This window comes from Adhaeribacter sp. (genome assembly GCF_057359045.1).
Map to the genome: position 1 here is coordinate 1 of NZ_JBMQUD010000136.1, position 14,767 is coordinate 14,767.

At 44.9% G+C, this 14,767-nt stretch carries 13 protein-coding genes; all 13 read right to left on the reverse strand.

The annotated features are described in order from the left end of the window. A partial coding sequence (locus ACO1R6_RS21650; protein ID WP_486267225.1) for an IPT/TIG domain-containing protein occupies nt 1-1,240 on the reverse strand: 1,240 nt, incomplete at its 3' end. A gap of 241 nt (nt 1,241-1,481) precedes the next feature. Beyond that, entirely contained in the window at nt 1,482-3,611 is a 2,130-nt protein-coding gene (locus ACO1R6_RS21655) for a WD40/YVTN/BNR-like repeat-containing protein (protein ID WP_486267227.1), read from the reverse strand. A 195-nt stretch (nt 3,612-3,806) separates the two neighbouring features. Further along, a complete protein-coding gene (locus ACO1R6_RS21660) occupies nt 3,807-4,790 on the reverse strand; it encodes an SRPBCC family protein (protein ID WP_486267229.1) in 984 nt (327 codons plus the stop codon). 207 nt (nt 4,791-4,997) lie between these two features. After that, nucleotides 4,998-5,906 carry a TIGR01777 family oxidoreductase gene (locus tag ACO1R6_RS21665; protein WP_486267231.1) on the reverse strand — a complete coding sequence of 303 codons (909 nt, stop codon included), beginning with the start codon at nt 5,904-5,906 and terminating at the stop codon, nt 4,998-5,000. Between the two features lie 149 nt (nt 5,907-6,055). Continuing rightward, entirely contained in the window at nt 6,056-6,427 is a 372-nt protein-coding gene (locus tag ACO1R6_RS21670; protein ID WP_486267233.1) for a hypothetical protein, read from the reverse strand. Between the two features lie 76 nt (nt 6,428-6,503). Beyond that, nucleotides 6,504-7,010 (reverse strand): GbsR/MarR family transcriptional regulator, encoded by a 507-nt coding sequence (locus ACO1R6_RS21675; protein WP_486267235.1) that lies wholly within the window; start codon nt 7,008-7,010, stop codon nt 6,504-6,506. Nucleotides 7,011-7,389: 379 nt separating this feature from the next. Beyond that, complete coding sequence (locus ACO1R6_RS21680) at nt 7,390-8,499, reverse strand: AAA family ATPase (protein ID WP_486267237.1); 1,110 nt, start codon at nt 8,497-8,499, stop codon at nt 7,390-7,392. Between the two features lie 114 nt (nt 8,500-8,613). Next, the gene (locus ACO1R6_RS21685) at nt 8,614-9,318 is read right to left on the reverse strand and encodes an RNA ligase family protein (RefSeq protein ID WP_486267240.1); all 705 of its coding nucleotides are present in this window, start codon (nt 9,316-9,318) and stop codon (nt 8,614-8,616) included. A 147-nt stretch (nt 9,319-9,465) separates the two neighbouring features. After that, nucleotides 9,466-10,080, reverse strand: coding sequence for a peptide chain release factor H (prfH, locus tag ACO1R6_RS21690; protein WP_486267242.1), 615 nt, complete (start codon nt 10,078-10,080; stop codon nt 9,466-9,468). Nucleotides 10,081-10,084: 4 nt separating this feature from the next. Then, nucleotides 10,085-11,491, reverse strand: a complete 1,407-nt coding sequence (locus ACO1R6_RS21695) for an RtcB family protein (protein WP_486267244.1) — start codon at nt 11,489-11,491, stop codon at nt 10,085-10,087. Nucleotides 11,492-11,680: 189 nt separating this feature from the next. Beyond that, the gene (locus ACO1R6_RS21700; RefSeq protein WP_486267246.1) at nt 11,681-12,433 is read right to left on the reverse strand and encodes a hypothetical protein; all 753 of its coding nucleotides are present in this window, start codon (nt 12,431-12,433) and stop codon (nt 11,681-11,683) included. A gap of 484 nt (nt 12,434-12,917) precedes the next feature. Continuing rightward, nucleotides 12,918-14,084 (reverse strand): VWA domain-containing protein, encoded by a 1,167-nt coding sequence (locus ACO1R6_RS21705; RefSeq protein ID WP_486267248.1) that lies wholly within the window; start codon nt 14,082-14,084, stop codon nt 12,918-12,920. Between the two features lie 172 nt (nt 14,085-14,256). After that, the coding region (locus ACO1R6_RS21710; protein ID WP_486267250.1) for a DUF5682 family protein at nt 14,257-14,767 on the reverse strand (511 nt) is incomplete at its 5' end.

The window sequence follows — 14,767 nt, forward strand, 5'->3', positions numbered from 1 at the left end:
CATCCACGGCTATTCCCGAAGGGTTATGAAATTGAGCTGTGTGGCCTGCACCATCTTTATACCCAAGTTTGCCATTGCCAGCGATAGTACTAACCACCCCAACTGGCGTTATCATTCGGATACTGTGATTGCTATAATCCGCTACATAAACATTCCCCTGGCCATCTACTGCCAAGGCTACCGGGTTATTAAACAGAGCAGGGCTCGTGCCGTCGGAATCGGCAAAACCTTTCAAACTTGCGCCGGCCAACGTGCTCACCAGCCCTGCCGGTGTTATCTTCCGGATACGATTATTATATTCGTCAGCTACATACAAATTACCTTGTTTATCTATGGCTATTCCATGCAAACCAAAAAACTGAGCAACATTTCCAGCTCCATCTGCATAACCAGGAACAGGATTGCCACTTCCCGCAAAGGTACTTACCATTCCAGTAGGGGTTATTTTCCGAATGCGTCCGTTACCGCGGTCCGATATATATAAATTCCCTTGGGCATCCTGCACGATACCCGCCGGTACAAAGAATAGCGCAGAGCTGGCATTACCATCCTCAAAACCACGGCCACTTCCGGCTATGGTGGTTACCACACCCGCCGGCGTAATTTTCCGAATACGGTCATTTGTAACGTCAGTCACAAAAACATTCCCTTGTGGATCCGTAGTTATGCCTCGTGTATCCTGAAAAATGGCCTTATTGCCGGTTCCGTCGGCAAATCCAAAATCAAGGCTTCCGGCCAGGGTGCTCACCACGGCTGCCGGGGTTATCTTCTGAATAGCTGTTCCTCCGGCCGTATACAGATTACCATTAGCATCCACAGCAATGTTAACCATCCTAAAAAACTGGGCGTTGGTGCCGGTGCCATCCTTTAGGCCGACCTCCCCACTGCCTGCAAAGGTGCTGACTGTAGCGGTATATTTATATTCAAAAGCTTCACCCGTACTGGTTTTTGCATTTACCTGAACGGTTACCGGACCTGTTCCGGCACCTTTGGGAACTTCTACCACCAATTGGTTAGGGGTAGAAGTTTTCACCAGGGCCTCTACATTATTAAATTTTACCTTGTTCTCGGCTGGGTTTGGGCTAAAACCGGTACCCTCAATCGTCACCTGCGAAGCGTAAGGGCCAGATTGAGGCGAAAATTTGAGAATAGTTAAATCTTGTAATTCCTCTTCTTTTTTACAGGAAAAAAGTACTGAAAGGGCTAGAACCAACAATAAGAAGGTAGAATTTAATTTCATTGCGATTCAATTTTAAAGTTGGTTGTTAATATAGTTTAAATATTATTAATTTAATATATTTTGTTCATAGAAAAGGGAATACTTCTATTCTTGGAAGGGGAGAGCTTTTATTTCCCCTCTTTTGCCGGAAGATTACCTGATTTTCAAAGCTTCTGCCAGACAACTTGTTAGTGACTCCGCAGCAGAAGCAGCGGGTGTATCCAATTTACAAACGGTAAACAGCCTCTATCGTCAGCGTGCCTTATTGTTGCAAGGATTCGCGGTATAAATAATCAGCTATTTGAAACAATGCATATTGTTTGTCTTTAGCATATGGGTTAAAAAAGGTCCCGCCGGTAAGCGCATCTATTTGGCGACCTATTTCCACGGAATTAGACTTAAGTAATAGTCCTTCAAAATCTATTTTCCAGGGAGTATGAAAATAATTTGGGTTACTATCGGAGTTAGATAGGGTTAACACCCGCCCATCCTGAAAAGTAAAGGTTAGTTTAATCCAGTTGGTAGTAGTACCCAAGCTACCAGAACCGGTGCTAAATATTTTATTGACCACTGCATCGGGGATACGATTAATGGATCGGGCAACCTGCCGGTAAAAATTGAAATCACTATTTTCGCCGGGGAAACGATAATAGTTTTGGAATGTATATAGTTCTATTCCTTTCTCTTTAATCTTTTTTTCTTTTTCGTTTATTAAGATTACAAAAGAAGAGACATCTTTTAGGGTTATTTCTAAATCTGCCACTCTAAACATATTATTCCGGTATTTAATTACGGTGTTAAGTAAATAATTTAACCTATGTACCGGAATTTGACTGGGAATATTCGTTAATACATCTTTTAATTTAGTGTTTTGGTCCAGAACAAAGATGTCTCCTTTTCGCACATAATTTTTCAGGTTCTTTTCAGAATGGAAACACCCTTGGCTGCCTTGCTCCATCGAAAACGATTTTATGCGGTTATGGGTGAGATTAAAAAGAGAAGAGGGCAAATCGTATTTTTCGATTTGGTCATTAATCGGGTTTAAAGTGTAGCGATTCTTTAAATCAGTATCCGCAATAATTAGTTGTTCGTTAAAGATTACCGCATTACCCACCGCAAAAGGCAGCATTTGGCTGCGATACCATTGATTTTTCTTTTTATCTAAGTGCAATACATCGTTTTGGTGAAAGCCGATTTCTGCTCCCTTGATTTTAACTTGTAGGTAAGGTTCGGCAATCGGAATTTCAGTAGTTAATAAGGGGGGGCTTTTAAACGAACTTTTATCTATTTTATAAATCATTTTAGGAGTGTACACGAAGAGTTTGTTATTTCGGACCGCCGTGGCAGCGGGAGCGTTGCTTAACTTTTCGGCAGTTTGCCATAAGGTAGTTAATTGTGAATTGGCCAGGGAAACGGTTAAATTCCGGTGAACAAAATATACTAGACCTTTGGTGGTAACTTCAAAATCTATGACGTCGGGTAAGGGCTGCCAGTTTATTTTTTCCTGGGAGGTGTAGAAAATTTTCTCCTGTTGATTAACCAGGTAATAGTTGCCCAAAAATCTTATTTTCTTTATTACTGGTTGGATCTCCTTTGAAAGCGTCTTGTATTTTCCCTGCGCTAAAGGAGTGGGGAGTTCCTGCCAGGTTTTACAATTATTTTTGGTCCGGAAAATGGTATTGTCGTTAGAACCTATTAAACCAGTTTGTTCGTCATCGGCAAAATATATGGTAGAAAACCACAGAATATGGTAAGGTGCTACTATGTTCTTTTGTTCCCAAGTTAGGCCCCAATCGGCAGAATAATAAATACGTTGAGACGAGCCGCCTAACCAGGCTTTTCCCTTATTATTTACATAAGCTGCATCTATCCTGTTACTATCACCAATTTTTATTTTTCGCCAGTTCTTGCCATGGTCGCCAGACCAATAAATATAATTGCTATCATCGTACATTCCCTCAATAGAGCCCGAAATCATTAAAGTATCTTCGGAAAAGAAATTTACTCTTTCGAAATTTCCGCTATAAGCCGAATAAAATGGCTCTTTATTTCTAAATGGTCCGCAATGCCATAGTTCTTCCACTGATTTGGTATAGTAAGTGTTGCCGGAACTGGTTGCTACCCAAACTTCTTCTTTCGGCGAGATGCCGAGTTCCGATACCCAACCTGCCGGAAGCCGGGCTGCATAAGTAGGTAAGTTTATTTCCGGTATTGCCGGCTGATGCTGCCGTGGGTTCAGAATAGTTTGAATAGCCGCGCTTATTTTAGCCGATGTACTTTCCTGGGAATAACATATCCGGACAAAGTGCAGGTATAGTAAAGCGGTTAACAGAAATACCAGGGTAAATAAAGTACCCGGTACTTGGAAGAAAATATTCCGGCGGCATCTCATATTTTAAAGCCTATAAAAGTTAGAAGTGCTTTATTAACAAGATGCTGTATAGTTATTATTTCATAAAAGTAAATGCTATGAATATTTACTAAATAGTAAAGTACAAATTTAGATCACTTTCGATTTGCTTAAATCGTTAGTCATTATGTATCGATTATTCTGGTTTAACGGCAGCAGTTCTAACGAAGAATACAGTTATTGGTAAATAATAGCAGTTTGGTTATTCTTTTCGGCCCGTTTTTTTACTATTTGTAAAATATTGTTCTGAATGTCCTGCATAATCAGGTTAGCCCACCAACGGGCATAAAAATTAAATGAAGTTGTTAGTTTAAAATGGCTGTACAGGTGCAGGCGGTACGTAGTAGCCGAAAGGGGTTTCAGCTCGTACGTGCCGTTTAGTACATCAAAATAATTGCCGCCAATTACCACGTGCTCATCCATAGTGGCAGATGGAATCTCGTGGGGGTAGGCTTTAATATCAAATTCCATTTTTCTTTCGTGGGCATAGGCGGTAACCTGTTCGTGAAAAACCAAACCTTTGTCAAAAATAGCTTTGCGGTACGCGCCGGCTCCCTGGTAATTTAATTCGGCTTTAATGGGCCTGGGAAAACCCAACCACCGGGTGAGCCAGCCTTTATCCTGTTGGCGGCTAATGGCTTTTACATTGGTTACGTGTTGCCAGATAGCTTCCTTCGGTGCCTCAATATCGATGTACGTATAGGCCCGGTAAGTAGCCGGTGCCGTAGCTATTATTTGTTCGGCCGGTGAAAACAAAAAAGGCAGAATGGCGATAACGGAAACGGAAAGTGTTTCTTTTTTCGCGTTGTTCCGGAGTTTAAAATAACCTGCCACTACTCCACCCACCGAAGCGCCTAACATAAACAAAGGCAAAGCCATTAACCAGCAAGCCCAACCTTCGATAGAGAAAATTAAGGTTAAAACGAAGAAACCAAAAATTGGGCACCAGGGCATAAAGAGGCGGTAAGCGCGACTTTTGACTTTCTCTACAGAAGAATAATAAATGGTTAAGGCCCCAATTCCGGAGGGCAGTAAAAACAAAAAGCTTAATGTCATAACCGAGAATAATTCGTTCCAGGCATGAACCCCAAAAACAAACCGGACAAGAAAAGCAAAGAGGAGCGGTAGCCCCACAATTAGGAGTAATCTTTTAGAAATCATGTTGAGAAGGGGTTAATTTGCTTAATTATAAATGATGGTGCTTAGGTTTGGCCTGCTACTGCTATCGCCGGCGGCCCGCCGGTGATTATTATATCCTGGCCTCCGGCCTTGGTAATTTACCGGACAGCCGGATTATATTAAACCCAATAGCTTAACTGGTTTAATTCAGGCATAGGCAAAAATGTACGAAGGAGCCATTGCACCAATTTATACACACGCCGCCAAGGCTTCCTGAATGGTGGGAACGCTAAAGACGTAACCCGCATTTAGTAACCGGGTAGGTAAAACCCAGCGGCTCTTCAGAATCAGTTCTGTTTCGGTGCCGATGAATCTGGCCCCGAGTGCCAAAAGCCATTTTGGGCTATCCAGGCCGTACGTAACTTGGGTAACTTTGCGCAGGACCCGCATAAAAGCGTAGTTGGGAATGGGATTAGGTGCCGAAACGTTGAAAATGCCGGTTAGCTCCGAGCGATCAATTAAAAAATTAATAATACCGGTAAGGTCCTCGGCGTGTACCCAACTAAAATATTGCTGGCCATTGCCTTGTTTGCCGCCTAAACCAAAAGTAGCCAGGTTCCGGAAGTAAGGAATTACCCCGCCATTTTTGCCCAAAACAATAGCCAGGCGCAACCCTATTTTGCGCACGCCGCGCGTTTCCTGCGCGAAAAAAGTTTCTTCCCATTGCCGGCAGACTTCTACCGAAAAGCCAGAGCCCAGTTCGCCGGTAAACTCATCCTGCGGCCGGTCTTCGGCGTGGCGGTAAATGGTAGCCGAGGCCGCATTTATCCAGATTTTAGGCGGATGCGCCAATAATTGCAGGGCCTGCCCTAAAACCCGGGTGGCGTTCAGGCGCGAGGAGAAAATTTCCTTTTTATTCTGCGGGGTATAACGGCAGTTTACGCTTTTGCCGGTGAGGTTTATAAGAATATCGCTTTTTTCAAGGTGACTCAGCCAGTTGCCCAGGTTTTGTGCATCCCAGGCCACGGTTAAAACACTGTTGTTAGCAGGGTAGGGGTGGCGGGTCAGAATAATTACTTCATCGCCTTTTGCCCGGAAATGGTTACTGAGTATTTGCCCGAGGAAGCCACTGCCTCCGGCTAAAATTACCTTAGCCATAATATTTAGAATTGTACCGATGAAAATATAAGAGAGGAAATACGCAGTTAACCAGAGCAGGAATTTTGGCAGAAGAATAACCGGAGAAAACTTAATCTATTTAAACCCATAAGCTCTTTTTCTGCTCCCGGCTAACCGCGTATGATAAATTAAAACAAGCTGCCGTTTGGTCCAATAAGTTGGGCTTTGTGGCGGAGTTTATAAAAAATAATCAGGTTCAGGAAGTGCATGGCCCCCAGGATTAAAATAATATAGCCGATTTTATAGCTGAGTACTTCAATTACTGCCTGAGAACTATCTATTATTCTGGTTTCTCTTAAAGATAAGCTCATGTATCCAATGTTTATGAGGTAAAAACCCACTACGAGTAATTTATTCACCGAATCGGCCAGATCGGTATTGCCGTGGAAAATATCGACGAGGAAAATACGGCCGTTTTTAAAGAGTACTCGGGCCACCCAAATAGTAAGGGCAATACTGATAACCAGGTAAGCAGCGTAGGTTAAAATGGCATAGTTCATAAGAGTAAAATTTAGAAGTGAAACATAGTTATTGAATTTTCAGAAAAAAATGAAAGTTTTAGATAAAAAAATAGGTTTACTTAAAAATCTTGAAAATAGAGCCCCAGAACCAACTCTCTTCGGCTTTCAGCATGGTTTGCAAGGTTTTATCCACGTTATTAGCCAGGTTGCTGATATCCGATACTGTGGTTTTAAAAGTTTGGTACTCCGGGTCGTTCTCGTTGCCTTCTACTACTTTAAGTTGGTCCAGCAATTTAATTACCGGGTCCAGTTCTCTTCTTTTCCGCTCTTTGGCTACCTGCCGCGCAATTACCCAGGTATCTTTCTCTGCAAAAAAATATTCTTTCCGTTCGCCGGGGCGGTGCTGTTTTTCTACTAAACCCCAGTCAATTAAGTCGCGCAAGGTCATGTTGGCGTTGCCCCGCGATATTTGTAAATCGGCCATAATATCTTCGGTGGTCAGGGCTTCCGGCGAAATTAAAAGCAAAGCGTGTACTTGGGCCATGGTGCGATTAATACCCCACTCGGAGCCCAACTTGCCCCAGGCTTGGATAAATTTCTGCTTTGCTTCGGGTAATTCCATGGCTTAAAAGTAATGAAGTTTTTAAACTTTCAAAAATTGTTGAAAGTTATTTTTTATACGATTAAAGTTTATTGAGGTTGAGAAAGTAGTGGGTATTATTTTGGGTTAATAAGACTCTTATGGTTAGAACATAGCTTTAAAGATGCACCTCATCCTCAAACTTCTTCTCCTTGAGGAGCAGGGGAATTCCGGTAATGCTTCCATCTTAAATATTCGCGTTTTATTTTGGTAAAATAATAGGGTACCTGTTTTTGCTGAAATTAAACTTTATCTAAGTAGTAACTTAAGTTCCTCACTTTTAGGAGAGGGATTTAGGGTGAGGTTCACCAAGCCAGAGTAATTATTATAAATTTAAATAATTAAGAATTCTGGATAAACTTTATTCCACCACATAAACTACCTCGTGGGCTTCAGTTAGCTGCGGTACTTCCAGCTTATGCAATAAACGATAGAGTACTTTTTCCGGCACCGGATTTTCCCGGTTGGTATTTTGCTTTTTCCAGGTAACATAGGGCACTTCTACATACACCAATTTTACCCATGCTCCATACGTAACGAACAAATCGATTAATTGCCCGCGCATTTGGCGGGTAATATTGGTAGCATTCCAGACAAAAGATTGCTTCTTGCGCAAATATTCCCGGGCTTGTTCCCGTGCCCGCTGCACGGCCCAACCCGTTGCAGCAGTGTCATCTGGTTTTAACTTGTGTTGTTCCCGAATGGCATCCAGGCTGATTTCCGGCAGGTGCCCGAAATGCTGTTTTATATATTTATCCTTGCCCATACCGGGTAAACCGGATAACATAACTACTTCAAACGATTCTTTCCGGAACGGTATGTAATCGGGTGAGGCATCTTCCTTATAAAAATAAATAAACCGGGCATCCGGGGAGGGAAACACTTTGGGATGGTACAAGCAATCTGCTTCTTCGGCAAAAGCTTTAAAAAAATCTACCCGCTCCAGCAGCTCCTTTTGGTCGGCACATATCCGGCCTAACACATCGGCCCGGGTTAGTAAGTAAAGCAGATTTATCTCAGTACGCAACGAGGCTTCCAGTATAGCTTTCTGCGGATTTGGTTTCTGAAGCAGCCATAAGGGCAAGCCGTGAAGCCGGACCAAGGCGGCAATTTCTTCCCGCAAAAAGAAAGGAGTAGGAATATCGCGGAACAAAATTTGGCGGGCCGTAAACTCTCCTTTTTTTGCGTGGTTCCGGGAAGTAATGCTGCCATCTTCTTCCTGCACCGTGGTACTCCGTTTCTCTACATCGTGGAGCAGCGCGGCCGCCCACAGTAATTCTTGCTTTTGTGCAGGCAAATCCTGGTAAATAGGTTCGTCTTCTAAGGCTGCCAGTACCATTTGAGTATGGGTAGCCACATCGCCTTCGGCGTGGTACCTTGGGTCTTGGGGAACTTCCTGCATAGCGGCTACCCATTTAAATTGCTGAATTAAGGCGTGCCAGCTTTTATCTTTTGTTAATGTCCAATCCATCTCTTTTTTAATTATAGCAGCCAATATTTTAGCCGCACATTTTTCATTTACCGGTTCCAATCTGAGGTTTTCAATTTGACTTCAAATAATTGCTCCGGATTTAAGTTTATTAGGTTAGATTTTACCTATTTCCCATCGGAGTTTTGCCCGCTGCCAGTTGCGGGTCCAGTGGGCATCGGTTTTAACATGACCGGGGCGCACGTATTTAAACACGTGGTGCGACATGTCGGCAACAGCAAATTCGTGGGCATTGCGGCTCACAACTCCTTCCCGGGTAGTGGGCTTATTTAGAAACGTGTCGTAAGAATCAAACTGGCTGGGCTGCCCGGCCCATTCTGTTACCTGCTGCTGCAAAATGGCTTCGGTTAAACTATGGTTAACCGGAACCACCGCTAAAACCGGCACTGTCGGAAAATCAAACAAGGCAGCATAAAAGCTTACTTCTTCCCAACTTAGCCACTTATCTAAATACCGGACGGCAAATACAAAATAGTAGTGTTCCAGTTGTAAATATTTAATAGAGTGCACCGCGTACAAGTTTTCTCCGAACAGTTCCAGGTCGCCGAGGTCGTGCCGAATGCTCTCCCAACGTTGTCGCAGGTGTTGGGTCCAGGGCGAAACCGTAGGGGCTGCGTGAGAGCGGGCAAACACCCCGTAGCGATTCAAGCAATTATTTTCGCCATCCAGCTTTTCGGTATGGATGAGCATTTGCATCTGTTGCACATCTTGCCAGTAATGGTAATTAATCCGGTCGTCGCTGGTGGTGCCCGGCGAAAACGGATAATGGTAAGTTCGTCCGTATTTTTGCGAAATATTCATGTAAACTCCTTTCTTTTTGCATCTGAATGAGCCCATCGAAACTCCTAACCAGTACCGGAATAATTTCCAATTATCCTGGTACTGGTTAGCTTGCCCGATAGGCTCTTATTGGCCCATTCTTTATTTACTTACTTCTGGTTTACAGTCTTACAATCGCTCGGTAAAAGTGCGAATGGCATTGCCGCGTTCTAAGCAATTGTGCTGTTGCCATTGGCTTTGGGCCTGAGCAGCGGCTCCCGCTATGTGCCACTGTTTTACTTTGGCTTGCAGCCGTTCCAGGGCTTCGGTCTTGTTCTGGTATTGCGAACGCCTTTCGGAAGCCATCACCGCAATACCTGATGGGACGTGCCGCGCCCGCACCGCCGATTCGGTTTTATTCACGTGCTGGCCACCCGGTCCGGAAGCCCGCAAAGTTTGGAACTGTACTTCGTTTTCCTGCCATTGGAATAGTCGAGCCGCATCAAAAGCCTGCACGCCCACAAACCAGTTTTTCCGTTTATGAAACTTCCGGTAAGGGCTGGGGGCAATCCATTGCACCGTGCCAATCCAGCTTTTTAGAAAAATATTGGCTGCCGGGCCGTCTATTGAAACCAATGCCGACAACAAAGTGCTGTTTAAAAGGCCGGGCACCGTTTCCACTACCTCGGCCATTAAATTTCGGGAGCGGGCTTCTTTCAGGAATATTTCCAGGACCCGCGCCACCACCCGGCAACACTCTTCCGGTCCGCGGCCGGCGCTTATTTGAATTATATAGGCTGCCATCACTTTATTCTTTATGCATCCTGACAATCTTGGGCAGAAACTTGCCGTGCACCTCCACCAAAGCGGTTTGGCCGTCCATAACCATATCTATATCCTTGTAAGCCAGCGGGCATTCTTCGGGACTGCCGCCTTGCAGCGTTACACCCGCCGCCGACAATATTTTCTTCATGCCCGATACCGTAAAGCTTTCTTTAGCCCGGCCGCGCGACAACCGCCGACCCGCTCCGTGCGAAGCCGAATACAAAGAATCAACGCAGCCTTTGCCACTTACCAGGTAACCAGGTGCGGTCATGCTGCCCGGAATAATGCCCAGTTCTCCGGTATGGGCCGGGGTAGCACCTTTGCGGTGAATAATAACCTCACGGCCGTTGGGTAGCTGGTCGCGCCAGGCAAAGTTGTGGTGGTTTTCTACCTTAACTACCGGTTTTTCGCCGATAGCTTTGGCCAGATTTAAGTGAATCTGGTCGTGGCAAGCCTGCGCATAAGCCCCGGCTAACTGCATGCTCAACCAATATTCCTGCCCAGCTTCCGAATCGAGCGACAGCCACGCCAGGTTTTGTGCCTGCTTGGGTAATTTGCAGCTCTCCATTGCCAGGGTGGTGTAATGTTTGGCCACTGCCGCGCCTAAACCCCGCGAACCAGAATGCGAGAGCAAAGCCAAATATTTCCCGGTCGGCATATTAACCGGATTACCGGCAAACAGCTCAATCAATCCAAACTCCACAAAATGGTTACCACTGCCCGACGAACCCAATTGCCTCACGGCTTTGCCGTGTAAACCGCGCAGCAGGGGCGTAGCGTTAAAATCCGGATGGTCTAAAACCGGGTGGTCCTGGGCAAACGAAATGCCGCCATTAATGCCAAAATGGGTATTTTCGCCTAAAGCTTTTTTTAGCTGATAGCTTTCTTTTTGCAAATATTTTTCCGGCAAATCAAACACCGAAAGCGCCATGCGGCAGCCAATATCCAACCCAACGGCATATGGAATTACGGCATTATCTACCGCCAGTACACCGCCAATGGGTAAGCCAAAACCCACGTGGGCATCCGGCATTAAAGCGCCTTGTAATGCCACCGGCAACTGCATAGCCAATTCCATCTGGCGTTTGGCGGTACCTTGGATATTTTTGCCGCCGTATACTTTTAACCGGCCACTCACCGGATTCAAGTGGAATGTCTGGAAAGTTTTGTTTTCGGTTTTGGTAATAAATGTTTGGGCTAACTGCCCTAGTGTTTCGTGGTGCAGAAATGCCGCCGGGTTTTCTTTTACTTCCAGCAAATGTTGCAGCACCTCGGTTTTGGGTAAGTGTTTAAAATGCCGCGCTGCCAACATAATGGCAATGCTCCGCGACACATCGTTCACAAACCCGATTTTACTTAAGTCTTTTCCTTTAATATAATGTGTGCCCATGGGCGTATTTTCTTTTTACTTCTATTAGAATATTTATTTAAAAATGGCTGGCGTAAGCCTGCTTCCCGATGGGAGGCTACCTCCGTAAGGGAATATTTCGGGTTTATATGGGTCACCAACATAGCTTTATGGTTTAAAGGGTTTAAAATTTTTCAAGTATGATTTCTTAAGTAATCTGGTTCTGTCGATTTAGAAGGAATACATATTTTCACTATCCCACGCCTCTAAGGCTACCGTGGCCAGAATTTGCGCCAGCGGCTTATTCTTTAATGAATTTCTATATTCTATTCGCTCCTGAAAATCCGAATACCTATAGCCAGCATAGCCATATTTTAATTTCTGCAGTTTCATTTCCAGGAAATTGCGTTCCAGGTAATAATCTATTTCGTGCAGGCGTTTTTCCAGGACAAAGTCTTTCCTGCGGACCTCTGTAATTAAATTGGGCGCAATTTTCAGGCGAAACCGCCAGGGCTCTACAAACCGGTAAACCCGGCGCCACTCCCGACTGGGGCTCAACTCAAGCACTTCCGTAAAATAAAATGCTTGTGCCCGCGATAACTTAAACCTTTGCCATTCGTGTTCATAAATCGGTTTAAGTTCCTGTTGCCGGGATACTTTTATTTTGCGGCCTCGATGCCGTTTCCGGCGGCTGAATTCCCGTGTATCGCTGTATTGTACTGTGTTTATTTTATTTAATATTTCCTGGAAGAAAGCGGCCCGCTGGCTCCGGGCTACATCATCGCGGAGTACAAAAAAGCGCTTAAAGCCTTTTTGCACCGGCGGTTCCAGTGGCTCGAAACCTAAATTGCGCTTTTGCTCCAGCAGCTGGCGGCGTTCCCGAGCCAATTGCCGCAACTGCTTCTCAAAATCCAGTTTAACTAATCGTGTTTTTTCTCTTGCCGAACGGAAGCGTCCGGTATAACAGGCATTTTCCTTGCCCATGGTCTTGGTTTATGAAAAAGTTCTATAGCGCGTAACAGCAAGGGTTTCATTTGCCGGATTGATATAATTATTTACCCCAGTAGCTGGAGAAGTATATTCAGGCAAGGTAAAACCCGGTACACCTGCCAACCGGAAAAGAGGTAAGCAGGAATGGCCCAAAAGCCGGAGGTAGAAACCGGTTCAAAGCTCAGCAATAAGAACAGCAGGAATAAAACAGCAAACCAGGAAATTGGCTTTTAGCCAAAAACAGGAACTGTAAAAAAGTAAAAGGAATAAATTTACTTACCTCTAGCTGGTAACTAAGAGATGAACCAAAGGGGCGATATGGAGGTAAGTTCTAGCAATGTATTAATCTCCTATGTTACAGGTTGAACATGATACGGAGTAATGGGGCAAAGGTAATATCTTCTTTAGATATATACAATTTAAATATATATAATTTTAAATTTTTATTGATTTTAACAAATAATCAGGTATTTGGCATTTAAAAATTATCAGTACCCATATCCCGACTTCCTCTAGCAATGGGAATATTATTACTGGCGGCCCATTGGCCAATATCTTGCTTTTGCAAGGCAGCGGCCATGAGGTCGGGGAATAAATCGGGGGTGCAGGCAAAAACCGGTACGCCAATGGAGGCCAGGAAAGAAGCATTGCCGTGGTCATAAGCCGGCGAGCCGTCGTCGTTCAGGGCCAATAAAACTATTAGTTGTACGCCGCTTTCTACCAAAGCAGCAAACCGCTTTTTCATTTCCCGCACGTTGCCGCCTTCGTACAAGTCGGTAATCAGCACCATTACGGTATCTAAAGGACGGGTAATAATTTGCCCGCAATAACCTAAAGCTAACTGAATATCCGTACCCCCGCCCAGTTGTACGCCAAATAATAAATCGACCGGGTCCTGGAGTTCTTCGGTCAGGTCGGCTACGGCGGTATCAAAAACTACCATTTTGGTTTTTACTGCTGGCAAAGAAGCCATGACCGCGCCAAAGATGCCGGAATAAACTACCGAGGCGCCCATCGACCCGCTTTGGTCAAGGCAAATAACTATATCCTTCAGGGCGGCTCTTTTCCGGCCAAAGCCAATGCGGGTTTCCGGAATAATGGTTTTGTATTCGGGTTGGTAATGCTTCAGGTTTTTCAGAATGGTGGTTGGCCAATCTATTTCGTTGTGGCGCGGCCGCCTGATTTTAGCGGCTTTATTTAAACTGCCGGTAATGGCCTGCTGCATGGGTTGGGCTAGTTTTTTGGTTAAATCGTCAACCACTTTGCGCACCACTTCACGGGCGGTATCTTTGGTTTTATCCGGAATAACCCGGCTTAAAGTCAGGAGCGTAGCCACTAAATTTACATCCGGTTCTACCGAGGCGAGCATTTCCGGTTCCAGCAGCATAGAGGTTAAGTTCAGCCGTTTTAAAGCATCCTGCTGCATCACCTTTACCACCGAAGCCGGAAAGTACGTCCGGATATCGCCGAGCCACCGCGATACATTCGGCGAGGAAGCGCCTAAGCCCGCGCTCCGTTCGGAATCGTAAAGAGCCGTCAAAGTTTTATCCAGGTTAATATCCTGGCCAGATAAACTAACCCCGGTTCCATCGGCTGCTTCGCCGCCTAATATTAACCGCCAACGTTTTAATTGTGCTTCGTTCATAATAAAATAAACAATGTAAATATTTTACTTTCCTGCCGCGAGCGTCTTCGCTCGTGGATTTTATTGGTTGGCCTCCGGCTAGTGTAAACCATTTATTAATTATCAATAAACAGTTAAAGCGGCCAGAGGCCGGAAAAAAACCTCACGAGCGAGGACGCTCGCGAGAGAAAAATTAAACCTCCAACCCTAATAACTGCGCGATAATGGGTAAAGCTTTTTCGGCGCGTTCGTAATTGAAATCAGCGGTATTGGTTTGGGTGGCCGTTTTCGTAAGCGAGCCGCCAGACTTTGCTTTCTCGCCAATTTTACGTCTTTCGGCCGGCGTAAAAGAGGCAAAATTGCGCCGAAGTAGGGGCAGAATCTGCACAAACGTTTCTTCTTCCAAAGCACTTACCCAATTGTTCAGAATATTCCAAAGCACCTCGTCCAGCAATAAAATCATACCGCTGCCTTTTAAAAAACCTTCGAGCCAAGCCGCTGAATAACCAGGTTGCTGGGCGCTGGATAACGCTAAGCTAAATTTAACGCCTAAGTCCTGCTCGTTTATTTCTTTCGCATCGGCTAACAAGCGGCAGGCCCGGCCGACAATAATGCCGTTAATGTTGGGTGTAACTAAGAGGGCGCGGAGGGCTTGCCGCCAAGGTTCCAGAATGGTTGGTTCCTGAAACAAACTTAAAGCCGAC

Excerpts from the sequence above, each read along its gene's own strand:
- ACO1R6_RS21685 (WP_486267240.1), bottom strand. The coding sequence starts at position 9,318 with ATGAATATTTCGCAAAAATACGGACGAACTTACCATTATCCGTTTTCG.
- ACO1R6_RS21655 (WP_486267227.1), bottom strand. The coding sequence starts at position 3,611 with ATGAGATGCCGCCGGAATATTTTCTTCCAAGTACCGGGTACTTTATTT.
- ACO1R6_RS21695 (WP_486267244.1), bottom strand. The coding sequence starts at position 11,491 with ATGGGCACACATTATATTAAAGGAAAAGACTTAAGTAAAATCGGGTTT.
- ACO1R6_RS21660 (WP_486267229.1), bottom strand. The coding sequence starts at position 4,790 with ATGATTTCTAAAAGATTACTCCTAATTGTGGGGCTACCGCTCCTCTTT.
- prfH (WP_486267242.1), bottom strand. The coding sequence starts at position 10,080 with ATGGCAGCCTATATAATTCAAATAAGCGCCGGCCGCGGACCGGAAGAG.
- ACO1R6_RS21675 (WP_486267235.1), bottom strand. The coding sequence starts at position 7,010 with ATGGAATTACCCGAAGCAAAGCAGAAATTTATCCAAGCCTGGGGCAAG.
- ACO1R6_RS21665 (WP_486267231.1), bottom strand. The coding sequence starts at position 5,906 with ATGGCTAAGGTAATTTTAGCCGGAGGCAGTGGCTTCCTCGGGCAAATA.
- ACO1R6_RS21680 (WP_486267237.1), bottom strand. The coding sequence starts at position 8,499 with ATGGATTGGACATTAACAAAAGATAAAAGCTGGCACGCCTTAATTCAG.
- ACO1R6_RS21670 (WP_486267233.1), bottom strand. The coding sequence starts at position 6,427 with ATGAACTATGCCATTTTAACCTACGCTGCTTACCTGGTTATCAGTATT.
- ACO1R6_RS21705 (WP_486267248.1), bottom strand. The coding sequence starts at position 14,084 with ATGAACGAAGCACAATTAAAACGTTGGCGGTTAATATTAGGCGGCGAA.
- ACO1R6_RS21700 (WP_486267246.1), bottom strand. The coding sequence starts at position 12,433 with ATGGGCAAGGAAAATGCCTGTTATACCGGACGCTTCCGTTCGGCAAGA.